Consider the following 23,360-nt stretch of genomic DNA (forward strand, 5'->3'; position numbering starts at 1 on the left):
CTCTCAGCCCTTTGCGGAGATCGCGCTCAGCTCTTCGAGGTCGAGGTCACGTTCCAGCTCGTGCAGCGTCTCGTCATCGATATCGCCGGCACGGTGGAGGCGGATGAGTTCGCGGCGGCCGCTTGCGACCACTTCGAGGACCAGATCGAAATGGGCGTGCAGCAACGGCGTGTAATGTTCGGTGCGTTCGGCATAATCGACGATCGCCACGGCGCGGCGCTGGTATTTGTCGAGCAGCTGCGGATGGATCAGCTTGCCGTCGCCGTCATAGGCGCGTTCCTGAACCGTCGCGAACTGCGCCTGCGCCATGGTCATTTCGGCTTGGCTCATCGAGAGCCGGGGTTTTTCCGAAATGGATTCGCTGAGGCCGGCCCATTCGATGACCGTGCCGAGTGTCATGCCCTGGATGAGCACTGTGCCAAGAATGACCGCGAAGGACGTGACGAGGATGAAGTCGCGGCCCGGAAAGCCCTCGGGCACGCTGAGCGCCAGCGCCAGCGTCACCACGCCGCGAATGCCGGCCCAGCCCAGCACGATCCCGCCGCGGGCGCCGACCGGCGGGTAGCGCTTGAGGCCGAGCGCGTTGCCCAGGACGATCGACAGGTCCGAGGCAAAGACCCAGGCGAAGCGCGCCAGCGTCAGGGCGACGAGGATGATGAGGATCGGCACGCCCCAGGTGGCGGTAACCACGTCAAGGCCGCCGCCGCGCTCCACCACGCCGCGCAGCGAAAGGCCGATCAGGATGAAGACGGCCGCTTCCATGAGGAAGACGACTACGGTCCAGAAGGAGGTGCCGCGCATGCGCGTTGCGGCCGAAAGCACCGTATGCTGGTGCCAGCTGGCAATGAGCCCGGCCATGACGGTGGCGATGACGCCGGACACGTGAAGATACTCGCCGAGCAGATAGGCGGTCCAGGAGACGAGGGCGGTGGCGGCGATCATCAGGTATTCGTCGCCGAGATGGCGCACCACCACGACCCACACCATGCCGACGGCAATGCCGACGAGCGCGCCGCCGATGGCCAGCACGAAGAAGCTGCCGACGGCCTCCGAGGCGCTGAAGGCGCCCGTGACGCCGGCGGCGATCGCGAAGCGGAAGAGCACGAGGCCGCTCGCGTCGTTGAGCAGGCTTTCGCCCTCAAGCAGGATCTGCAGGCGGCGCGGCAGTTTCACCCTTTGCAGGATGGCGCGGGCGGAGACGGCATCGGGCGGCGAGACGATGGCGCCGAGTGCCGCGCAGGCCGCCCAAGGCAGCGCGGGAAACAGCAGATGCGTGACGACGGCGACGACGGCGGCGGTGAAGAACACCGCGCCGACGGCGAGCGAGAAGATGCCGATGAGATGCCGGCGCAGCCGCCCGACGGCGATGGTCCAGGCGCCATCCAGCAAAAGCGGCGGCAGGAAGATGACGAGCACGAGTTCCGGATCGACCTCGATGGTCGGCAGTCCCGGCACGAAGGCCAGCATCGCCCCGCCGGCCAGAAGTGCTACGGACGGCGGCAGGCCGAGCCGATGGGCAGCGTAGTGCAGCGCGATGATCGCCACGAACATGCCGATCACGAGCTCGAACAGATGGGTCGGGGCCATGGGCTTCTCCGCGGCGGTGTCGGGCCAATCGACCCTGGGGCTCAAGGCCTTTTTATCAGCGCGTTTTGCGCAAACGCAATTGCGTCGGAACCGCTGGCGGCGAGAACGCATGGAAATCACGCTCTCGATCCCTGCCGTAATACGGTTCGCGGACAAGACCGGTGCGAATCCCGTGCCGGCGGATGTGCGCGATACGGCCCGCATCGCCGCTGCGCTCGACGGCGTCGAGGTCGATGTCCTCGTCAACAATGCCGGAATCCTCTCGACCCGCGCAGCCTTCCAGGACATCGATCCCGCCGAGATCGACGCGATGACCGACGTCAACCTCAAGGCGCCGCTGCATCCGACGCGCGCCGTGCTGCCCGGCATGGTGGCGCGCAAGCGCGGGCACCTGATCTATATCGGCTCCAGCGGCGAGCAGGCGCCTTATCCGAACATGGGCGCTTACGGTACCTCGAAGGCCGGGCTCAGCCTGTTTTGCGATAACCTGCGCTGCGACCTGCTCGGCACGTCGGTGCGGGTAAGTGAGATCGTCCCCGGCCGCGTCCAGACGGATCTCTACCGCACCTCGATTGCCAACAACCAGGCACAGGCCATACTTTATGACGGTTACCGGCCGATCCAGCCCGAACACATCGCCCGCATCGTCAATGACGTGATCGCACTGCCCGTCTATGTCGATGTCGCCCGCGTCGAGGTTTTTCCGACCGATCAGGCGACGGGTGGTGGTACAATGGTGAAATACGAGGCGGAGTGACAGGTCTAGCCGTCAGCGTCCGCCGTGTCTGTGGAGGAGGCCATGAACGACAAAGCTGACAAAGAGAAGAGCGCGGAGCGGCCCGATCTGGTTCGAAACTATCGCCCCGTCGCGATCCGCTCGGTTGTTGCTGCCCATGCGATTATCCCGAAATCTCGACCGGATGCGGGTTTCGAGCCACCCGCGACGGGCATAGGTTTTGCCCTTCCGGCCGGTTTTCACAATCCGCCCGACGATTGAACCAGGATATTGCCTGGACGGTGCCGCGATTGCTTTCGGGGCAAAGCTGCGCGTAGGATTTACCGCAAGGCACTACCTTTCGAGGACCGGGATTGAGCAAGGCAGGCTACAAGGACATCGCGCGTGAGGCGGGCGTGGGCACCGCGACGGTCGAGCGGGTGCTCAACGGGCGCGGGGGCGTCCGGCCGGAGCTTGTCGAAAAGGTCGTCGTTGCCGCACGAAGCCTGAACTATCCGCGCCTGCTGCCCGATACGCATCGCGGCCTGCTGCGGATCGATGTCCTCATGGTGCGCCCGGAAACCACCTTCTACCGGCGCCTCTCCAAGGCGTTCGAGCAGATCGCCCACAGCATCGATCCGCTCGTGGTCGTCCATCGCCGCTTCGTCGAGGAGATGAACCCGCAGGAGATCGCAAAGGCGATTGCCTCGACCGACTATCCGCGCGCCGGGCTCATCCTCGCCGTTCCCAACAGTCCGCTTGTCAAGACGGCGGTGGAAGGCCTGGCCAGCAAGGGCCTGCCCATCGTCCATGTTGTCACGCGCGCCTCCGAGCATCCTGTCGAATTCGTCGGGATCGACAACTATGCGGCGGGCCGCACGGCGGCGCATTTCATCAGCCGCATGGCGCGGGCCGAGGGGCCGGTCGTGGCGCTCTGCCATCCGATCTATCAAGTGCATCGCGACCGGGTACGCGGCTTTTCGGATTATTTTAGCGATCACCCCGGTCCGATCGCCTTCGAGTGGCTCGGCTTCACCCGCGATGAAGAGCATTTCAGCGCCGAGACCCTGGCGATGGCGTTGCGTATGTATCCCAACCTCGTCGGCCTCTACAATGTCGGTGGGGCAAACTCGGCTGTCATCGATGTTCTGCGCCGTAGCGGATGCGGCAAGCACCTTCTGTTCATCGGCCATGAACTGACCGATTACACCCGCGCGGCTCTCTGCGACGGCATCATGGATGTGGTGCTCGATCAGGCGCCGGAGGCGCAGGCGCAGCGTGCGCTGGATATCATCCTGCGCAAGGTCGGGCTGACCGAGATCGAGCCGGACCGCAAGCCTATTCGCTTCATCACCATCACGGCCGAAAGCCTTTGATCTATTTTGATCAATGAAGTCTTCGGCCCCCGTGGCTCTTCCTGATAATCTTCAAATCGGGAGGAGGGACGGGGCGCCGCAAGGTGCGACCGCCGCAAGGCAAATCCTGCGCTCTCCATCACTGTGACGATTGTGCGGGCGAAAGCCCGAAGGAGAGCGCAATGGACGACCTCAAATATGGCACGCGCAACAAGCGCGGCGACTGGGCGCCGAACACGCCGGTGGAAACCGCGCCGCTGTTCGTTTTTCCGCCAAGGCTGATGGCGGTTCTCAAATGGCTGCCGCACTATTTCTTTCCGTGGAATGCCATCTTCGCGGCCTCGGCCGTCGCCTACTGGGCCTGGGTCGTACCCTCGGTGGAGACGATGCAGACGCTCGGCATCGGCTGGGCGCTCTGGCTCTACGCGGTGAATGCCGTCTGCGTCTTCCTGTTCTACGGCGCCTTCGAGCTTCATCTCTATGTGCTGAAGCGGCAGGAAAACCGTTTCAAATACAATGGAAAATTCCCCGCCGACCAGAAGAACAGCGTCTTCTGGTTCGACCGCCAGAACATCGACAACATGCTGCGGACGTTCCTGTCCGGCGTGACGATCTGGACGGCCATCGAGGTGACGATGCTCTGGGCCTATGCCAATGGTTATGCGCCCTGGCTAAGCTTCGCGGAAAATCCCTGGACGCTGGCGCTGGTCGCGCTCGTCGTGCCCGTCATTCACGAATTCCACTTCTTCTGCATTCACCGGCTCATCCACGTGCCGTTCCTCTATAAGTGGGTACATTCGGTCCACCACAATTCGGTGAACCCGTCGCCGTGGTCGTCGCTATCGATGCATCCGGTCGAGCATTTCCTCTATCTCGGCACGGCCTTCTATCATCTGATCCTGCCGTCCAATCCGATCCTGATGCTTTACCAGCTGCACTATGCCGGTTTCGGCGCCATTCCCGGTCATGTCGGCTTCGACAAGGTGGAAGTGGGTGAGGACAAGCTGGTCGATAGCCACGCCTATGCGCATTACCTGCACCACAAGTATTTCGAGGTGAATTACGGCGATGCGCTGATCCCGCTCGATAAGTGGTTCGGCACCTGGCACGACGGCTCGGCCGACGGCGAGGCCCGCATGCAGGAGCGCTATCGCAGGCGCAAGGAAAAGCTCGCCGCCCGCAAGGCCCGCACCGAAATTCAGGGAGCCGCAGAATGACCTGGATATCCGCTTGCAAATTCGAAGACATCGAACAGGAAGGCGCCGTCCGCTTCGATCATGGTGGCCGCACCTATGCCATCTACCGTGGTCCGGATGACGGGATCTACTGCACGGCAGGCCTGTGCACCCACGAGGCGATCCATCTCGCCGACGGGCTGGTCATGGATTTCGAGGTGGAATGTCCCAAACATTCCGGCGCCTTCGACTACCGCACCGGCGAGGCGCTGCGCCTTCCCGCTTGCGATAACCTGAAAACCTATCCGGCCGAAGTGGTCGACGGAGAGGTGCGCGTGGCCCTCGGCTAGGGCTGCGTTTCGAAGACCAGGCCCGTCGGGCCTCCGGTGTGCGATCGGGTGAGCCGGCACCCATTGGGAGGATACCATGAAATCCATGTGCCTGGCGGCCGTTCTGGCCGCCTTGATGGGAAGTGCTGCCTTTGCGGAGACGATCGGCGTCTCGATGCAGAGCTTCGACAACAATTTCCAGACGCTTTTGCGCGAAGGCATCAGCGCCCGGGCCTCGGAGGTGAACGGCGTCAGCGTGCAGGTCGAGGATGCGCAGACCGACATTTCCAAGCAGCTCAACCAAGTCAACAACTTCATCGCTGCCGGGGTCGATGCCATCGTCATCACGCTGACCGACACCTCTGCCGCAGCCGGCGTCAGCGAAGCCGCCGCCAAGGCGGGCATTCCGCTCGTCTTCCTCAATCTCGAGCCGGAAAACATCGCCAAGCTGCCGGAAAAGCAGGCCTATGTCGGCTCCAAGGAGACGGATGCTGGGCGGCTTGCCGGCGAGGCGGCCTGTTCTCTGCTGAAGGAAAAGGGCAAGGCCGCGGATGCGCAGGTCTATATCCTGATGGGCGATCTTGCCCACCAGGCCTCGCGCGACCGCACCTCCTCGTTCAAGGAGGCGCTTTCGGCCGGTGCGTGCAAGGGTGTGACGATCGCCGACGAGCAATCGGCCGCCTGGACGCGCACCAATGCCATGGACATGACGACGAACTGGATCACGGCGGGCCAGCCGATCGACGTCGTTTTCGCCAACAATGACGAAATGGCGATCGGCGCCGTCCAGGCGTTGAAGGCAGCCGGTGTTTCGATGGACGATGTCGTGGTCATCGGCATCGATGCCACGCAGGACGGTCTGGCAGCCATGGCGGCGGGCGAGCTTGATGCCACCGTTTTCCAGAATGCCAAGGGTCAGTCGGCCAGTGCTGTGGATGCTGCCGTTGCGCTTGTGCGCGGTGAGCCGGTCGAAAAGCAGGTCTGGGTACCGTTCGAACTCGTCACGCCCAAGAACATGGCGGAATACGCCAGCAAGAACTGAGGCTTAACGGCTGGCGCGTCCGCGCGCCGGCTTTCCCTTTCTCGGAGGAAATCCCATGAGCGGCATCGTTATCATTGGCGCCGGCGAAGCCGGCACACGGGCGGCCTTTGCCCTGCGCGAAGCGGGCTTTTCCGGGCCTGTCACGCTCGTCGGCACGGAGCCGCATCTGCCCTATGAGCGCCCGCCGCTTTCCAAACCCGTGAACAGTGTCGTCCGCATGAAAACGATCTGCTCGGTCGAGACGCTTTCGGCCGCCGGCATCGATTACCTTCCCGGCATGTCGGCAACGCAGATTGACGCCGCCCGTCGCCATGTTCTCCTCGGCGACGGGCGCGCACTTTCCTATGATCGGCTGCTGCTGGCAACGGGCGCGCGGCCGCGCCGCCTGACCAGCCCCGGCGCCGAACGGGCGCTCGATTTTCGGACCTTTTCGGATGCCGATGCGATCTTTTCGCGCGTGGCGACCGGCGGAACCGTAGCGATCATCGGCGGCGGGCTGATCGGCATGGAGCTTGCGGCGGTGCTGCGCGGCAAGGGTGTCGGCGTGCATGTCATCGAGGCGGCGCCGAAGACGCTCGGGCGCGCCGTGCCGCCGCGTTTTGCGGCGCGCTTGCAGGCGCGGCATGGCGAGGAAGGGGTTCACTTCCATCTCGGGCAGGGCCTTGCCGAGATCGGATCGGGAACCGTCGTGCTCGCCGATGGCACCGTGGTTCCGGCCGATATCGTCGTCTCCGCCATCGGCGTGGTGCCGGATATGGAAATCGCTGAGAAGGCGGGGCTCGCCGTCGGTAACGGCATCCTGACGGACGCATTCCTGCGCACCAGCGACCCGCATATCTTTGCGGCCGGCGATTGTGCGGCCGTGGCACAGCCGGGCGGTGGCCATATGCGTTTCGAAAGCTGGCGCAATGCGCGCAGCCAGGCCGAAACCGCCGCCCGCAACATGGCGGGTGCAGCCGAAACCTTCGCCGCCATTTCCTGGTTCTGGTCGGATCAATACGATCTCGGCTTTCAGGTCGCCGGCCTGCCGCAGCCCGGACACCAGAGCATCCTGCGATCGCTCGAACAGGGCGAGCTGGAATTCTACCTCGACGACGGGCGCCTCGTCGCGGCCGCCGGTCTCGGTGCCGGCAACAGCCTCGCCAAGGAGATCAAGCTCGCGGAAATGCTGATCGCGGCGGGCATCTGCCCCAATCCTGCGGCCCTTGCCGATCCCGCAGTGAACCTCAAGGCGCTTCTCAAAAGCGCACGGGCCGCCTGATGCAGAGACTGCATATTTTCCAGTCGCTCTGGGCCATGGAACGCCGGCGTACGGATGGGCACGAGCGAAGCCTTGCCGAAAACATAGCGATGATCGTGGAGGCGGGCTTCGACGGCATCAGCGCACATTATACCAAGCGCGCGGACGTCGTTTCCTTCAACGAAACCATCCGTGGCACGGGTCTCAGGATCGAAGGGGTCTGCTTTCCGCGCTCCGTCGATGACCTGCGCCTGCCGCTGGAACTGGCGGCGGAATTCCCGGTCAGCCACATCAATCTGCAACCCGATGTGCGGCTGCGCCGGGTCGAGGATTGCCTGCCGCTGCTCGATGGCTGGATGCGTCTTGCCGAGGAGGCCGGCATTCCCGTCTTCATCGAAACGCATCGCGACCGGATGACGACGGACCTGTTTTTCACGCTCGATCTTCTCGATCGCCGCCCGGACCTGCCGCTGCTGGCCGACCTCTCGCATTTCCTCGTCGGCCGCGAATTCGCCTTTCCGGTCGAGGAGGAAAACCATGCGCTGATCCGGCGAATTCTCGACAATGCCCAGGCCTTCCACGGCCGCGTCGCCTCGCGCGAGCAGGTGCAGATCGAAATTTCCTTTCCGCACCACCGCCCCTGGCTCGATCTGTTCCTCGGCTGGTGGGATTACGGTTTCCGCCAATGGCGCGCCCGGTCCGCCGAGGATGCGGCACTCGTCTTCACCTGCGAACTCGGCCCAAAACCCTATGCGATCACCGGCCGGGACGGCAACGATACGACGGACCGCTGGGCGGAAGCCCTGCTGCTTCGCGACATGGTGCGTGATCTCTGGGATGCGGGCGCCTGCCCGCAAGCCTGACGCGACGAGCCGTGGTTCGCCGAAGCGGGCGCGTTCCGAGCGTGCCGCAGTCGTGAAATCCTGCCGGCAGGTCATCGGCCCTTGAAACGCGGGCGCCCAATCGATATCCGAGCGTCTCAAGACAGAACTCTCGATAGGTTGATCAGCATGGAACCCGATTTCCTCGTAACGCATTCCGGCGGCTTCCATGCGGATGAGCTGCTGTCGAGCGTGATCCTGACGCGCCTTTTTCCGAAGGCCCGCATCGTGCGCAGCCGCGCGCCGGAATGGATCACGCCCGCCAGCGACAGGATCATCTATGACGTCGGCGGGGCCTTTGATCCGGCCGCCGGGATTTTCGATCACCATCAGCGCGGCGCGCCCTTGCGCGACGACGGCCAGCCATTCAGCTCCTTCGGGCTGGTCTGGCGCCAGTTCGGCCGGGATTATCTGAACGCCATCGGTATTCCCGCCAACGATATCGACGCCCTGCATGCAAGCTTCGACCTCGATTTCGTGCTGCCGGTGGACCTGATGGACAATGGTGCCCTGAGTCCTTCCGAGGCAGGTGCGCTGGCCAAGTTGACGCTGCCCGTCCTGCTCGAAACGCTGAAACCCGTCTTCGACGACAAGGAGCCGGGTGCGGACGACCGGGCGTTCCACGAGGCGCTTGCGATCGCCCGCGGTTTCGTGGAGGCGAGCATAAGACAGGCGGCTGCGAAACTGCGCGCCGAGTCGATCGTGCTTCGGGCGATCGCGGCGGCTGGCGACGGGCGGGTGCTGGAGCTTCCCATGGGCATGCCGTTCCGTCCCGCGATCGTAAAGGCCGGTGCCGACCATCTGCTGTTCGTCGTCCATCCGCGAGATACCGACTGGTGCCTGACCGGCATCCGGCGCTCGAGTGACGGGTTCGAGCTGCGCGCCGATCTGCCGGCGGCCTGGGCTGGGCTGACCGGCGGAAATCTGGCGGCGGTCTGCGGCGTGGCCGGTGCCACGTTCTGCCACAACGGTCGGTTCATCGCCGCGGCGACGACGCGGGAGGCAGCACTCGAAATGGCGCGGATCGCGGTCGCCCATGCGCTTGCACCGCAACGGACCGTCGCTGCCGCACCATAAACGGTCTCCGACCGGGAAGCTCTATCTCTTTGTTTTCACGCAATTCCGAACGCAAAACCGCTGCACACTTTTGCTGGAATTGCTCTAGGATCGCATCTTGCGCTGCTCGGCCTTGTACCGCAGCAGCGCGAGGCTTTCCTCGGTGCCGGACACGAGCTGGGCGGCGATGCCGGCGAAGGTGCGGAACTGTTCGGGGTCGAGCCCGGCAAAGATCGCATCGTTGACGGGACGCTGGGTTTCGGCGAGTTCGGCGAGCAGGGCGCGTGCCTTGTCCGTTACCTTGACGATGACGCGCCGGCCGTCTTCGGGATTGGCGAACTTGTCGACGAGCCCGGCCTTGACGAGCTTGGCCACTTCCAGCGTCACGAAGGCGCCGGACTGATGAAGATGGTCGCTCACCTGGCTGATGCCGACATCGGCATCCTTGGACAGGTGCTCGATGGCGATCAGGATGGAGAAGGCAGGGCCGGAAAGGCCGATGACCTCGCCGAGCCGGTTGCGGATTTCCAGAAGCCGCGTGCTGAAGCCCAGCGCATCGTGGATCATCTGCCGGAAGGGCGCATCATCGCCATCCTCGAGCAGTTCTGTCCTGCTGATCGTCACGGGCATGTCTTCGTCCTTCAGCTTTGCAAGCTACCTAGCTGAGGCGAATATATAGAGCGGTCCGAAGATCCACTCAATGTCAATATGGGACCAATTGCGGGCCAATCGCGCTGCTGCACTCGATTGAAGCGCGACGCTGCCGCGTTCAATGACGACATGCGTGCCTGGCTTCAGTGAGAAGGTAGCGTCGTGCTGGGTTTGGGGGGCGGCATACGAGACATCGAGAAGGCAGACGCTGGGCATCGGACATTCCCATGACTTTCCGATGAAGCGCTCTGGTATCGTTTCCCTGTTGTTTAGCCGTCGCCCCGGCGCGTTGCAGATTTAGGAGATCGAGACGCGCTGGATCATCCGTTCGGCGGCATCGCGTCCCGGCTGGCCCTAGGTGATGGTCTGCCGGATGTGAGACTGATCACCGACGTCGAGCATGGCGGCCACGGCGACCGGGCAAAGAACCTTACGATAGCTGGTCATCTCAATTCTTCTCGGCCCGGACTGCGCCGGGTTCCGATTTGTTTTCGGCCACGCGGCATCGCCGCCCGAAGCGATGCTCCGGAACTGAAATCCGGCGCTGGTTTTCCTCGTCCTGCTCCCTGTTTTGATGATTGCGGAATTCCATCCACTGTGCCACATAAACTACAGTGAAATATCACTGACATTTAAATTTCTGCCAAAGCGATCTTTAATGGCCATCGCGGCGGCCGAGCACGGAGCCGTACCGCATGCCCACACTCAATCTCACGCTGGAAAGCCGCGAGGGCCGCAAGCCAATCGCCTTCACCGTCGCAAACCTCGTCATCGCCGGCTGGGCCGGTCGCAACAAGGAGGCGATGGAGCATCATATTCGCGAACTGGAGGCACTCGGCGTCGCCCGCCCTGCCGTTACGCCCACCTACTACCGCGTGGCCGCCGCCCGCCTGTCGACCGCCGATCTCGTCGAGGATGCCGGTACGGCCGGCAGCGGCGAGGCCGAGGCGCTTTTGCTCGCCAAGGACGGCAAGCTCTATGTCGGCGTCGGTTCCGACCACACGGACCGCAAGGTCGAGACCTATGGCGTCACCGTCTCCAAGCAGGTCTGCGACAAGCCCGTCGCCGCCACCGTCTGGCCCTTCGAGGAGGTCGCCGGCCATTGGGACGACCTGATCCTGCGCAGCTATGCCGTCATCGACGGCACGCGCGTGCTCTATCAGGAAGGGCCGATCTCCGGCCTGCTCGCGCCGCAGGACCTGATCGGCGGCTGGGCCGCGGATGGAAAATTGCCGGATGGCACCGCCATGTTCGGCGGTACGATGCCGGCCATCGGCGGCGTGCGCCCGGCAAGCCGCTTCGAGGGCGAGCTGGACGATCCGGTTCTGGGCCGCAAGATCGCCTTCGGTTATGACGTGAAGACGTTGCCGATTGCGGGTTGATCTGCTCAAAGAGGAGGCAATCCGCGTGCTGCGGCCGGCGAGTCGATCCCGATCGACGTCGCCGGCCGCGCCGGCGCAACGACGATCCGGAACGGAACGATGACGGCCGAAACATTTCCTGCCGAAACCGACGACGCAACACCAGGCCGACGCCGACGCGGCGATCCCGTCGTCTCGCTGCGCGATACGGCCTATGATGCCATCAAGCGCCGCATCATTACCTGCGACCTGAAGCCCGGCGAGGTTTTGAGCGAGGGTGTATTAAGCGCCGAACTGAACATCGGCCGCACTCCCGTGCATCAGGCGATCGACCGCCTGGCCGCCGACGGCCTGATCGACGTGCTGCCGCGCAAGGGCATCATGGTCAAGCCGATCAGCCTCAACGAAATCTTCGACATCATCGACGTGCGCCTCGTCAACGAGGCTTTTTGCGTGCGAAAAGTCGCGGAGCTGGCCGAGGCCGCTGACATTGCGCGTCTTTCGGACAATCTCGACGCGACCTGGCAGGCCGCAAAAGACCGCGAAATCGAGGCCATGATGAACCTCGACCGGGCCTTCCACGCGCTGCTTGCGGGAAGCTCGCGCAATTCCATGCTGCCCGACATCATGGGCAACCTGCACGACCGCTCGACGAGGCTGTGGTTCATCTCGCTGCGCTCCAACGAGCACCATGTCCGCGTCTGCGAACAGCACGCCGCCGTCGTGGAGGGCATCCGCAAGCGTGATCCCGACCAGGCGGAAAAGGCGATCCGCGAGCATATCGAGGCTTTCAGGGAAAATATCGTCCGGCAGTTTTAAGGGTAGTCTTCGGGAGGATGTTTGCCCTCGCTCTGACCCTCTCCCCGCTTGCGGAGAGAGGGTGACGGTAGCCGCTGAGACTATCTGTCCGCTTAGCGCCGCAACGCGGCCTCGACTGCCCGTGCATTGGCAAACAGCGCCGCATCGCGCCCGCCCGCCGCCGCCAGCATCAGACCCACCGGGGCCTCGCCCTTGCCATGCGCCGGCAGCGAGATGGCGCAGCCGTCGAGCATGTTGATGAGCGTCGGGTTGCGCAGTAGCGTCAGGTTGGTCTTCACGAAGAGGTCGTTGTCGGCTTCGAGTGACGCGATGGACGGGGCGATCATCGGGACGGTCGGCATGGCGATCGCGTCATAGGGCGAGATCGCGCGGTTGGTTTCCTCGATATAGGCGCGGCGCAGGTGCAGCATGTCGATATAGTCGGCTGCCGTCTGCTCCCTGGCGCGCAGGATGCGGGCGCGGACGCGCTGGTCGTAGTCATCGCCGTGTTCTTCCAGCAGGTCGCGGTGCCAGAAGAGGGCCTCGGGGGCCGGGAAGCCGCCCTTGCCGTTAATCTGGCCGACCATTTCGAATTGCTTGAGCGCGATCTCCGTCACGATCGCGCCGGCATCGGCGAGGCGCTTGATTGCGGCTTCGAAGGTCTTTGCCACCTGCGGTTCGATGCCGTCGAAGACGACGGATTGCGGCACGGCGATGCGCAGGCCCGCGACGGAACGGACGCCTTCGCCGGCAAGCGTGGTGCCGCTCAGGATTTCGTGCAGGCTGGCGCAGCAATCGACGCTGTTGGCGAGCGGGCCGATGGAATCGAGCGTGAAGGAGAGGGGAAGCGCGCCCTTGAGCGGCACGGTGCTGGCGGTCGGCTTGTAGCCGACGATGCCGCAGAGCGCTGCCGGGATGCGGCAGGAGCCGCCGGTATCGGAACCGATCGCCGCCGCCGCCATGCCGTCCGCCACGGAAACGGCGGCACCGGAGGAGGAGCCACCGGGAATGCGGCCGGTGGCGCGGTCATAGGGGTTGGCGGGCGTGCCGTAATGCGGATTGATACCGACGCCGGAAAAGGCGAATTCGGTCATGTTGTTGCGGCCGACGACGATGAAGCCGGCCGCCTTGAGGCGGGCGATGGCGGGCGCATCGGCCTCGGCGGGCGCGGCCTTGGCCAACACCTTGGAACCGGCCGGCGTCGGCTCGCCTTCGAGGTCGAACAGATCCTTCACCGCAATCGGAATGCCGGCGAAGCGCGAGGGGGCGAGGCCCGCCTTGCGCAGTGCGTCGGCGGCTTGTGCCGCAGTGCGGGCCTTGTCCGCATGGACCTTGACGAAGGCGCGTGCGCCTTCGCCTAAGGGATCGGCAATGCGCGCCAGGGACTGCTCGACCAGTTTCGACGACGTGACCTTGCCCGTCGCCAGATCGGCCGCAAGTTCGTTCAGTGTTGCGCGCATTGCTTCTTTCTCCTGCCTATGCCCGAATCAGACCGGATCAAAATAGTGGATTTCGAGCAGCATGCAGCCCTTCTCCGACTTGAAGGGACCATGCGGCGCATGCGGCGGGCGGCAGGCATAGGTGTTCGGCGGAAACGTCTCGCCGCCATTGCCCTGGTCGTCGCTGCCGACCGTCAGGTCGCCGGAGACGAGATAGACCTCTTCCCAATAGTCGTGTTCGAACGGCTTGGTGGTGAAGACGCCCGGATCGAACTTCAGGAGACGCGTGCGGCTGCCGCGGCGGTTCTGTTCGTCCAGCGCGCCGGAGATGATCTTCTGCTTGATGCCCTGCGGATAACCGGCGGGCACTTCCCAACCCGTCGTCATGTCGAGCGTGTAGAATTCGTCGTGTTGCTTGTTGACCGGCATCGGGTCCTCCTGTGGTGCGTTTGATGGGCAGACACGCTGAGGGCGTGAAGGCCATTTTTGGGGGCGGCGGCGCTTGCGGCTGTGGATGGTCGGGTCAAGCCCGACCATGACGGAGGAGAGGTTGGCGAGACGTGTGGCCAGAGGTGTTGGCTTCCGCTCTCTGCCCTCTCCTCCGTCATCCTCGGGCTTGACCCGAGGATCCACTGCATCCGCGAAAGCGCACTTCTTCTGGCTTAGGCGGCGTCGGCGGCCTTCAGGCTGTCATCGAGCGAATAGGAATCGAGCATGTTCTGCAGCAGGCTGTCGGCGGCCGACCAGTCGTAGGTGCGGAAGGCGTGGTTCTTCGTCACGAAGGTCGCACCCGCATAGAACATCTCGTACTGATGATGGCGCGAGCCGAATTCCGAACCGACGGCATCCCAGGCGAGCTTGTAGAATTTCACGCGGTCACGCGAGGCGGCGGCGGGCGACTGCTGCGTCTTGTCGATAAGGCGCGCCAGTTCCGGATTGCCAAAATCCTCGACCGAGGAGGGCAGCATGATCATGCCGCCGCCGGCCAGCTCACGCAGCGTGTTGAGGATCTTGGGATAGAGCTGCTGCGTCAGCACCTGCGCGCTGTAGAGCGTGCCGGCATCCGGCACGAAATACGGTCCGACCTGCTTGCCCTTTGCTTCCATGGCCGCGACCAGCGCGTCCACCATGCTGGCTTCCGCCGCGAGCTGGCCGAGCATTTCACGCACCTGCGGGAACTGCGAGATGCCGTTGACATCGGTGGTGCGCTTGGCGATGCCGACGAGGAAGCGCAGCTTGACCGACAGGCGGATCATCGCCTGGTAGTTCTGATAGACATGCGCGGGCGTCGCATGGAACTGCTTGGCACACATGGCGACGTCGCCATCGACGAAGACGCGGTCCCACGGAACCTTCACGTCGTCGAAATAGAGCACGGCGTCGTTCTCGTCGAAGCGGCTGGCCAGCGGATTGTCGAAGACCGAAGGCGAGGCCGCCTCATAGGACTTGCGCGACAGGATCTTCAGGCCCTTGGCATTCATCGGAATGGCGAAGGAGACGGCGTAGTTCTCTTCACCGGCCTTCAGCGGTTGGATGCAGGTGACGAAGACCTCGTTGGCGACGACACCGCCGGTCGCCAGCATTTTCGCGCCGCGGATCGTGATGCCCTCGGCGTCGCGGTCCACCACGCCGGCCGTCAGGAACGGATCGGCCTGTTCTGCGGCATTCTTGGAGCGGTCGGCCTGCGGGTTGATGATGACATAGGTCAGGTAAAGGTCGTTATCGCGGGCATATTTGTAATAGTCGGCGAGGTTGCGGGCGAATTTCGGATTGTAGTCCTCGAACACGTTGCGGCCCATATACATGCCGGCAAGGCAGGAGGCGACATGATCGGGCGCGCGGCCGAGGAAGCCGCCATGCAGGCCCGTCCAGGCTTCGAGGCCGGCGCGGCGCTTGACGAGATCCTGATAGGTGCCCGGCAGTTCCCAGATGCGGTTGGCACGGCCGCCCTCCGGGGTGAGGTAGGTCATCAGGTCGGTGTTTTCAGGCGCCTTGGCGAAGTCGAACATCGTCTCGACCGAGCGGGCGACATTGCGGAAGGCATGGTGCGACGTCACGTCGTCGACGCGCGCACCGTTGATGAAGATCTCGCGGCCGTCGCGCAGGCTGGCAAGATGCTCCTTGCCGGATTTGATTTCGGGCTTGCTCATAATGTCCATCCTCCAGAGGGGTTCAGTAGTGCAGGGGCAGGGGCCAGGCATCGACGTCGATGCGCGGGCCGGCGACGCTGTGGTAGCGGCCGCGGAAGAACAGCAGCGGCTCGGCCGCCGTATCGGACGTGCGGAAATTCACCACGCGGCCGAGGAAGATCAGGTGGTCGCCGCCGTCGTGGCAGGCATGGGGCTCGCATTCGAACTGGGCGATGGCGTTGGTCAGCCGCGGCGCGCCCTTGTGGCCCTCGCTGTGGTGCACGCCGGCCCATTTGTCGCTCGACGCGCGGGCGAACTGGTTGGAGAGGTTTTCTTGCGTACGGGCGAGGATGTTGACCACATAGGCGTCGGCCTCGCGCAGCGCCTGCAGGCTCAGCGCCTTGAGGCCGACGGAAAACAGAACCAGCGGCGGATCGAGCGAGACCGTGTTGAACGAGGTCATCGTCATGCCGATCTTCTCGCCGCTCTTCGTGCGCGCCGTGACGATGGTCACGCCGGTCGCATATTCGGCAAGCGCATTGCGGAACTGCCGCTCCTCCATCGCCCGTCCTCCCCGGTAAGGCTTTACAAGATAGCTAAGTTATAAAGCTATTTTATATATTGTCAACGCAGTGAAATATCACGGCGAGGCAAGGGAGAGCACATCGATGCGCCGCGCGTTACGACGGTGTCTCGAATGATTTCGCTGTTTAGGAAAACGCCGTGACGTCGGGTGCAGCGGCGATGTGGTTCGGATTGGCCTTCAGGCCGAGGGCGTTCCGGCGGATGGGCGTTTCGCCAGGTGATGCTCGCGCCAGATGGTGAAGAGGCCTGCGCCGACGACGATGGCGGCGCCGATCACCATGTTAAGGGTGATGATCTCGTTAAACAGGGTAACGGCGAGGATGACGTTGAGAACCAGCTGGAAATAGGTGACCGGCTGGATTTCCGCCGCGGGCAGGAGGCCGTAGGCGCGGATCAGGAAATAGTGGCTGAGGGTGCCGCAGATGCAGAGCGCGGCGAGCGCGAACCAGTCGGAGGCAATGACCTCTGTCCAGTAGAACGGGCCGACAAGCGAGATCGCGACGGCGCCTGCGGTGCCGGCATAGAACAGGCTGGTGACGGCCGAATCCTCGCGGCTGACGGCGCGTGTGGCGATGCTGTAGAGCGCGAAGAGCACGGAGGCCCCGAGCGGCAGGAGCAGCGACCGGTCGAAATGCACGTTGACGGGATTGATGATCACGAGCACGCCGATGAGGCCGACCAGCACGGCGGTGCCGCGCCGCCAGCCGACCGCCTCGCCCAGCAGTGGGATCGACAGGATCGTGATGATGAGCGGCGTCGCCTGGAAGATCGACTGGCTCATGGCAAGGCCGGCATGCACATAGGCGAAGACGATGAGGACGATTTCGGCGACGAGCAGGAGGCCCCGGGATATCTGCAGCCACGGGCGGCGCGTCCGGATCGCCTGGCGCAGGCCGCCCGGCGACGACGCGGCAAAGCCGCTGACAAACAGCGCGAAGGCCCAGAACCGGATCATCGTGATGAACAGCGCGGGATAACGATCGCCAAGATATTTGGTGATCGCGTCCTGGCCGGCAAAAATGCAGATGGCCAGGAAGGCGAAAAGGTAACCGCGGGTTTTGGGGCTCATGACGATACAAACTGAGAATCGGTGATCCGTTGATAGCACGGAGCAAGGGTCGGGGCTCGACCAAACGAATTCGGGCCGCGCCTTTCCGGTCTTGATCGAAAGCACCGGGTCTGGAGGCCAGGCGGGGGCGGGCTTCATAGCCCGCCGCTGGATTGACGATCCGCGCCCCTTACCGGGCGATGGCGCGGGTCAGCGTCAGCGCCGCGATGGTGCAGATGGCGCCCGATATCAGATAGCCGCCGATGAAGACGATGCCGAAGGTGGTGGCAAGGCCGAGCGCCACTAGCGGCGCAAAGCCGGCGCCGAGCAGCCAGGCGAGGTCGGAGGTCAGGGCCGCTCCCGTATAGCGGTATTGCTGCGTGAAGCGCGAGGAGACGGCGCCCGAGGACTGGCCGAAGGTCAGGCCGAGGATGAAGAAGCCGATCAGGATATAGGCATCCTGCCCCTTGCCGCCGGCATCGAGCAGGAAGGGCGCGGAGAAGGAGAAGATTGCAATCAGGATCGCGCCGACCATCAGCTGGTTGCGCCGGCCGATCCGGTCCGCCATGACGCCCGACAGGACGATGCCGACCGCGCCGACCGCCGCACCCGCCACCTGCACCCAGAGGAACTGCGCGGCCGACTGGCCGCCCGTCAGCGTGACCCAGGACAGCGGGAAGATCGTGACGAGGTGGAACATGGCGAAGCTGGCGAGCGGCACGAAAGCGCCGAGCACGACGTCCATCGCATGTTTGCTCAGCATTTCGAAAATCGGCCGGGCCTGAAGCTCCTGCGCTTCCATGGCTGCGCCGAATTCCTTGCTGGCGACGATGCGCAGGCGTGCGAAGAGCGCCACGACGTTGATCGCGAAGGCAACGAAGAACGGATAGCGCCAGCCCCAGGCGAGGAAATCTGCCTCGGAAAGATTCGTGACGAAATAGGCGAAGAGGATGCTGGCCAGCGCAAAGCCGAAGGGCGCGCCGAGCTGCGGGATCATTGCATACCAGCCGCGGCGGTTCTCCGGTGCACTGAGATTGAGCAGCGAGGCCAGCCCGTCCCAGGCGCCGCCAAGCGCAAAGCCCTGTCCGAGCCGGAAGAGTGCGAGCAGCGCAACGGCCCAGTAGCCGATCGTGTCATAGCCGGGCAGGAAGGCGATCGAGGCGGTGGAGCCGCCGAGGATGAAGAGCGCTGCGGTCAGCTTGGTGCCGCGCCCGTAGTTCCGGTCGATCCACATGAAGACGAAGGAGCCGACCGGACGCGCAAGGAAAGCCAGCGGGAACAGCGCAAACGACATCAGGGTCGCCGCGACCGCGCTCGACGCAAAGGGGAAGATCAGCTTCGGGAAGACCAGGATGGAGCCGAGGCCGTAGACGAAGAAATCGAAGAATTCGGAAGTGCGGCCGATGACCACGCCGATGGCGACACTGCCCGGCGACAATGGCTTGTCGTCGTGATGCATGCGACGCGCATCCCGTTCCAGGCCGGATGATGTGGGATGTTGGGTGGCCGAACTCATGAACTCCTCCGCGCGGATTTGCGTCATGTGGTTAGAATGTTGATCAATCGGCGTCCGATATCAAGGACAGATCGCGAACCGGAGCACATTGTCCTTCAGGTGCCGGAATTGATAACGGGCATTTCTAATGCGCTAGTACAAACGCGCATCGACAGATAGTCCCTGATTGACTAACCTCCTGCGACAGAATGCTGCGCTGCGACGATGGACCTCATTTCCAACCGTGGCCATACACGACTATTGCCGACTAGACAGAACGCAAGTTGAGGCCGAAATGCCGAAGCAATTCAGTTTAGCCCGAAGATTCACCGTTTTTGCCCTGATGATGGCCACCCTTTCGGGGTGCAATTTGGTCGTTATGTCGCCCTCGGGCGATATTGCGGCGCAGCAAAGAGACCTCATCGTCATCTCGACGATCCTGATGCTTGTCATCATCGTGCCCGTGCTTTTCCTGACGTTGTTCTTCGCCTGGCGCTACCGCCAGTCGAATACGGCGGCAAAGTATGATCCCGAATGGCACCATTCGACCGGCCTCGAAGTGATCATCTGGTCGGCGCCACTCGCCATCATCATCGCGCTCGGCGCCATCACCTGGGTGAGCACGCACAAGCTCGATCCCTATCGCCCGCTCGACCGGATCGATGCGGCCCGGCCCGTTACCGAAGCGGTGAAACCGATCACCGTGGAGGTCGTGGCGCTCGACTGGAAGTGGCTGTTCTTCTATCCGGACTACGGCATCGCCACCGTCAACGAGATGGCGGCGCCCGTCGACGTGCCGATCAATTTCAAGCTCACCGCCTCCTCGGTGATGAATGCCTTCTACGTTCCCGCCCTTGCCGGCATGATCTACACCATGCCCGGCATGGAGACGAAGCTGCACGCCGTCATCAACAAGGCCGGCGAGTATGAGGGCCTGTCGTCCAACTACAGCGGCGACGGTTTTTCGCATATGCGCTTCAAGTTCCATGGCGTGGATCAGGCCGGTTTCGATGCCTGGGTCGCCCGCGTGAAGCAGAACGGTACCGCGCTCAACCGCGACGCCTATCTGAAGCTTGAAAAGCCGAGCACCAAGGAGCCGGTGCGCTACTACGCGACCGTTGAGAACGGGCTTTACGAAGCCGTGCTCAACATGTGCGCCCGCGAGGGTCAGATGTGCATGAAGGACATGATGCATATCGACATGATGGGCGGTGCCGGCAAGGAGAGCCACGAGAACAAGGCCAAGCTGGAGCACGACAACCGGCACACCGCGGAAGAGGCGCCTGCCGCCACCTTCCCGGAAACCGGCAATGCCGCGCGCAGCGAAGAGCCCGCCGAAGGCATCGACGAGCGGCAGGAGGAGCCGGCCATGATGAGCCACGACGCGCACCAGTCGCACTAGATTTCATGGCACCCGCGCTTGACGCGGATGCGCACTCGATAAGCTATTGGACGATCCCATGTTCGGTGACATCAGCCTCACGAAATTCCTCTTCGGTCGGCTTTCCCTTGAAGCGATCCCCTATCACGAACCCATCCTCGTCGTGACCTTCGCGGCCGTGGCCATCGGCGGCCTCGCCGTTCTGGCGCTCATCACGAAGTTCAAGCTCTGGGGCTACCTCTGGAACGAATGGTTCACGAGCGTCGATCACAAGAAGATCGGCATCATGTACATCATTCTCGCCATCATCATGCTGCTGCGCGGCTTTGCAGATGCGATCATGATGCGCATCCAGCAGGCGATCGCCTTCAATGGCAACGAGGGCTACCTCAATCCGCATCACTACGACCAGATCTTCACGGCGCATGGCGTGATCATGATCTTCTTCGTGGCGATGCCCTTCGTCACCGGCTTCATGAACTATGTCGTGCCGTTGCAGATCGGCGCGCGCGATGTCTCCTTCCCCTTCCTCAACAACTTCTCCTTCTGGATGACGACGGCCGGCGCGATCATCATCATGATGTCGCTGTTCGTCGGCGAATTCGCGCGCACCGGCTGGCTGGCCTATCCGCCGCTTTCGGGCGCGGACTACAGTCCCGGCGTCGGCGTCGACTATTATATCTGGGGCCTTCAGGTCGCCGGTGTCGGCACGACCTTGTCGGGCATCAACCTGATCGCGACCATCGTGAAGATGCGTGCGCCGGGCATGACCTTCATGAAGATGCCGATCTTCACCTGGACGTCGCTCTGCACGAACATCCTGATCGTCGCGACCTTCCCGATCCTGACGGCCACGCTGGCGCTGCTGTCGCTCGACCGTTATGTCGGCACGAACTTCTTCACCAATGACCTTGGTGGCAACCCGATGATGTATATCAACCTCATCTGGATCTGGGGCCATCCGGAAGTCTATATCCTCGTCCTGCCGGCCTTCGGTATCTTCTCCGAGGTTGTCGCGACCTTCTGCGGCAAGCGCCTCTTCGGCTATGCCTCGATGGTCTACGCCACCTGCGTGATCATGATCCTCTCCTATCTCGTGTGGCTGCACCACTTCTTCACGATGGGCTCGGGCGCTTCGGTCAACGCCTTCTTCGGCATCACCACGATGATCATCTCGATCCCGACGGGCGCGAAGATGTTCAACTGGCTCTTCACCATGTATCGCGGCCGTATCCGCTACGAGGTGCCGATGCTCTGGACGATCGGCTTCATGGTGACTTTCGTCATCGGCGGCATGACGGGCGTGATGCTCGCGATCCCGCCGGCCGATTTCGTGCTGCACAACTCGCTGTTCCTCATCGCCCACTTCCACAATGTTATCATCGGCGGTGTGCTGTTCGGCCTGATGGCGGGCGTCGTCTACTGGTTCCCGAAGGCCTTCGGCTACAAGCTCGATCCCTTCTGGGGCAAGATGAGCTTCTGGTTCTGGCAGATCGGCTTCTTCTTCGCCTTCATGCCGCTCTATGTGCTCGGCCTGATGGGCGTCACCCGCCGCGTCAGCCAGTTCGAGGACCCGTCCCTGCAGATCTGGTTCATCATCGCAGCCTTCGGTGCGGGCCTGATCGCCATCGGCATCGCCTCCTTCGTCATCCAGCTCGTCGTCAGCTATCTCAAGCGTGATGAGCTGCGTTGCGACAGCGGCGACCCGTGGAACGGCCGCACATTGGAATGGTCGACCTCCTCGCCGCCGCCGGACTACAATTTCGCCTTCACGCCCGTCGTGCATGACCATGACGGCTGGTACGACATGAAGAACCGCGGCTACGAGCGTCCGACCGACGGCTTCCGGCCGATCCACATGCCGAAGAACACCGGCACGGGCGTCATCCTCGCCGGCATCAGCATCGTGCTCGCCTTCGCGCTGATCTGGTACATCTGGTGGCTCGCGGCCGTTTCCTTCATCGCCATCATAGCGGTATCGATCGCCCATACCTTCAACTACGATCGTGACTTCTTCATCCCCGCCGAGACCGTGACGGCGACGGAAGATGCGCGCACGACGCTGCTTGCAGAACGGACCTGAGCCCATGAGCGCGACCCAAGTCCACAATCCCGACGAAAAGCCGGTCTTCTACCTGAGGGAAGAGCATCACCCGGAAAACAGCACCATGCTGGGTTTCTGGCTCTACCTGATGAGCGACTGCCTGATCTTCGCCGTGCTCTTCGCAACGCATGGCGTGCTCGGCCGCAACTATGCCGCAGGTCCGTCACCGGCCGATCTCTTCGACCTCAACCTCGTCGCCATCAACACGGCGATGCTGCTTCTGTCCTCCATCACCTATGGCTTCGCGATGCTCCAGATGGAGCGCAACGCCAAGATGGAGACGCTGGTCTGGCTTGGCATCACCGGCGTGTTCGGCGCGGCCTTCCTCGGGCTGGAACTCTACGAGTTCTACCACCTGATCCTCGAAGGCGCCGGCCCGACCCGTTCGGCCTTCCTGTCGTCCTTCTTCACGCTGGTCGGCACGCACGGCCTGCACGTTACCTTCGGCACGATCTGGCTGATCACGCTGATGGTGCAGGTCAAGAAGCGCGGCCTGACGCCTGAAAACCGCCGCCGTCTGATGTGCCTGTCGATGTTCTGGCACTTCCTCGACGTCATCTGGATCGGCGTCTTCTCCTTCGTCTATCTGCTCGGAGTCCTCGGATGAGCGCGAACCCAACTCACGACCACGCCCATCACGATCACCATGACGGTGCCAGCCATGGCTCGTTCAAGGGCTACATGATCGGCTTCGTGCTCTCGATCATCCTGACGGCCATCCCGTTCTGGCTGGTCATGGGCGACGTGCTCGACAGCAAGCTCTTCACCGCGGTCCTCGTTATGGGCATCGGGGTCGTGCAGATCGTCGTGCACATGGTCTATTTCCTGCACATGAATACCCGCTCGGAGGGCGGCTGGACCATGATGGCGCTGATCTTCACGCTCATCATCGTCGGCATCGCGCTCGCTGGCTCGCTCTGGGTCATGCATCACCTCAATGCCAACATGATGCCGATGACCCACGAGATGATGAAGAACATGCCCTGACG

Annotated in this window: 23 protein-coding genes; 15 read left to right on the forward strand and 8 right to left on the reverse strand. The window is 63.2% G+C overall.

Annotation, left to right across the window (positions count from 1 at the left end):
- Nucleotides 1–3: 3 nt before the first annotated feature.
- Complete coding sequence (locus AC27VQ_RS02015; protein ID WP_488714989.1) at nt 4–1,587, reverse strand: Na+/H+ antiporter; 1,584 nt, start codon at nt 1,585–1,587, stop codon at nt 4–6.
- 109 nt (nt 1,588–1,696) lie between these two features.
- On the opposite strand from AC27VQ_RS02015, the gene AC27VQ_RS02020 reads away from it, so the two are divergent.
- The 9 genes from AC27VQ_RS02020 (at nt 1,697) to AC27VQ_RS02060 (ending at nt 9,401) form a co-directional block, all read left to right on the forward strand.
- Nucleotides 1,697–2,344 carry an SDR family oxidoreductase gene (locus tag AC27VQ_RS02020; protein WP_488714990.1) on the forward strand — a complete coding sequence of 216 codons (648 nt, stop codon included), beginning with the start codon at nt 1,697–1,699 and terminating at the stop codon, nt 2,342–2,344.
- 42 nt (nt 2,345–2,386) lie between these two features.
- Nucleotides 2,387–2,584, forward strand: coding sequence for a hypothetical protein (locus AC27VQ_RS02025; RefSeq protein WP_488714991.1), 198 nt, complete (start codon nt 2,387–2,389; stop codon nt 2,582–2,584).
- Nucleotides 2,585–2,676: 92 nt separating this feature from the next.
- On the forward strand, nt 2,677–3,678 hold the full coding sequence (locus AC27VQ_RS02030; RefSeq protein ID WP_488714992.1) for a LacI family DNA-binding transcriptional regulator: 1,002 nt from the start codon (nt 2,677–2,679) through the stop codon (nt 3,676–3,678).
- A 161-nt stretch (nt 3,679–3,839) separates the two neighbouring features.
- Complete coding sequence (locus tag AC27VQ_RS02035) at nt 3,840–4,874, forward strand: sterol desaturase family protein (RefSeq protein ID WP_488714993.1); 1,035 nt, start codon at nt 3,840–3,842, stop codon at nt 4,872–4,874.
- Entirely contained in the window at nt 4,871–5,182 is a 312-nt protein-coding gene (locus tag AC27VQ_RS02040) for a MocE family 2Fe-2S type ferredoxin (RefSeq protein ID WP_313528717.1), read from the forward strand. Before AC27VQ_RS02035 ends, AC27VQ_RS02040 begins: the two co-directional genes overlap by 4 nt.
- A gap of 76 nt (nt 5,183–5,258) precedes the next feature.
- Nucleotides 5,259–6,203, forward strand: a complete 945-nt coding sequence (locus tag AC27VQ_RS02045; protein ID WP_488714994.1) for a substrate-binding domain-containing protein — start codon at nt 5,259–5,261, stop codon at nt 6,201–6,203.
- 55 nt (nt 6,204–6,258) lie between these two features.
- Nucleotides 6,259–7,464, forward strand: a complete 1,206-nt coding sequence (locus AC27VQ_RS02050) for an NAD(P)/FAD-dependent oxidoreductase (RefSeq protein WP_488714995.1) — start codon at nt 6,259–6,261, stop codon at nt 7,462–7,464.
- A complete protein-coding gene (locus tag AC27VQ_RS02055; RefSeq protein ID WP_488715240.1) occupies nt 7,461–8,306 on the forward strand; it encodes a sugar phosphate isomerase/epimerase family protein in 846 nt (281 codons plus the stop codon). The genes AC27VQ_RS02050 and AC27VQ_RS02055 overlap by 4 nt, the downstream gene beginning before the upstream one ends.
- Nucleotides 8,307–8,453: 147 nt before the next feature.
- Nucleotides 8,454–9,401, forward strand: coding sequence for an MYG1 family protein (locus AC27VQ_RS02060; RefSeq protein WP_488714996.1), 948 nt, complete (start codon nt 8,454–8,456; stop codon nt 9,399–9,401).
- Between the two features lie 84 nt (nt 9,402–9,485).
- Here the strand turns inward: AC27VQ_RS02060 and AC27VQ_RS02065 are convergent, their stop codons facing one another.
- Nucleotides 9,486–10,010 (reverse strand): MarR family winged helix-turn-helix transcriptional regulator, encoded by a 525-nt coding sequence (locus tag AC27VQ_RS02065; protein ID WP_488714997.1) that lies wholly within the window; start codon nt 10,008–10,010, stop codon nt 9,486–9,488.
- A gap of 716 nt (nt 10,011–10,726) precedes the next feature.
- Between AC27VQ_RS02065 and AC27VQ_RS02070 the strand changes: the two genes are divergently transcribed.
- Entirely contained in the window at nt 10,727–11,413 is a 687-nt protein-coding gene (locus AC27VQ_RS02070) for a DUF2848 domain-containing protein (protein ID WP_488714998.1), read from the forward strand.
- A gap of 99 nt (nt 11,414–11,512) precedes the next feature.
- A complete protein-coding gene (locus AC27VQ_RS02075; protein WP_488714999.1) occupies nt 11,513–12,211 on the forward strand; it encodes a GntR family transcriptional regulator in 699 nt (232 codons plus the stop codon).
- A gap of 92 nt (nt 12,212–12,303) precedes the next feature.
- On the opposite strand, the gene AC27VQ_RS02080 is transcribed toward AC27VQ_RS02075, so the two are convergent.
- The 6 genes from AC27VQ_RS02080 to AC27VQ_RS02105 all read right to left on the reverse strand — a co-directional run bounded on the left by AC27VQ_RS02080 (nt 12,304) and on the right by AC27VQ_RS02105 (nt 18,907).
- A complete protein-coding gene (locus tag AC27VQ_RS02080; protein ID WP_488715000.1) occupies nt 12,304–13,650 on the reverse strand; it encodes an amidase in 1,347 nt (448 codons plus the stop codon).
- Nucleotides 13,651–13,677: 27 nt separating this feature from the next.
- On the reverse strand, nt 13,678–14,166 hold the full coding sequence (locus AC27VQ_RS02085; protein WP_488715001.1) for a DUF4437 domain-containing protein: 489 nt from the start codon (nt 14,164–14,166) through the stop codon (nt 13,678–13,680).
- A gap of 125 nt (nt 14,167–14,291) precedes the next feature.
- The gene (locus AC27VQ_RS02090; protein ID WP_488715002.1) at nt 14,292–15,779 is read right to left on the reverse strand and encodes a 4-hydroxyphenylacetate 3-hydroxylase family protein; all 1,488 of its coding nucleotides are present in this window, start codon (nt 15,777–15,779) and stop codon (nt 14,292–14,294) included.
- Nucleotides 15,780–15,801: 22 nt separating this feature from the next.
- A complete protein-coding gene (locus AC27VQ_RS02095; RefSeq protein ID WP_488715003.1) occupies nt 15,802–16,320 on the reverse strand; it encodes a flavin reductase family protein in 519 nt (172 codons plus the stop codon).
- A 201-nt stretch (nt 16,321–16,521) separates the two neighbouring features.
- Nucleotides 16,522–17,412, reverse strand: coding sequence for a DMT family transporter (locus AC27VQ_RS02100; protein ID WP_488715004.1), 891 nt, complete (start codon nt 17,410–17,412; stop codon nt 16,522–16,524).
- Nucleotides 17,413–17,581: 169 nt separating this feature from the next.
- Entirely contained in the window at nt 17,582–18,907 is a 1,326-nt protein-coding gene (locus AC27VQ_RS02105; RefSeq protein WP_421592674.1) for an MFS transporter, read from the reverse strand.
- A 274-nt stretch (nt 18,908–19,181) separates the two neighbouring features.
- On the opposite strand from AC27VQ_RS02105, the gene cyoA reads away from it, so the two are divergent.
- Genes cyoA through cyoD form a run of 4 tightly spaced genes read left to right on the forward strand, consistent with a single transcriptional unit; the run spans nt 19,182 to nt 23,358 of the window.
- A complete protein-coding gene (gene cyoA / locus AC27VQ_RS02110) occupies nt 19,182–20,288 on the forward strand; it encodes a ubiquinol oxidase subunit II (protein ID WP_488715005.1) in 1,107 nt (368 codons plus the stop codon).
- A gap of 58 nt (nt 20,289–20,346) precedes the next feature.
- Nucleotides 20,347–22,350: a cytochrome o ubiquinol oxidase subunit I gene (gene cyoB / locus AC27VQ_RS02115; RefSeq protein ID WP_488715006.1), complete on the forward strand. Its 2,004-nt coding sequence runs from the start codon at nt 20,347–20,349 to the stop codon at nt 22,348–22,350.
- A gap of 4 nt (nt 22,351–22,354) precedes the next feature.
- Nucleotides 22,355–22,978, forward strand: a complete 624-nt coding sequence (gene cyoC / locus AC27VQ_RS02120) for a cytochrome o ubiquinol oxidase subunit III (RefSeq protein WP_488715007.1) — start codon at nt 22,355–22,357, stop codon at nt 22,976–22,978.
- Entirely contained in the window at nt 22,975–23,358 is a 384-nt protein-coding gene (gene cyoD, locus AC27VQ_RS02125) for a cytochrome o ubiquinol oxidase subunit IV (protein WP_313528683.1), read from the forward strand. The genes cyoC and cyoD overlap by 4 nt, the downstream gene beginning before the upstream one ends.
- Nucleotides 23,359–23,360 lie beyond the last annotated feature (2 nt).

This window comes from Shinella sp. 20P9.1.1, from assembly GCF_057798995.1.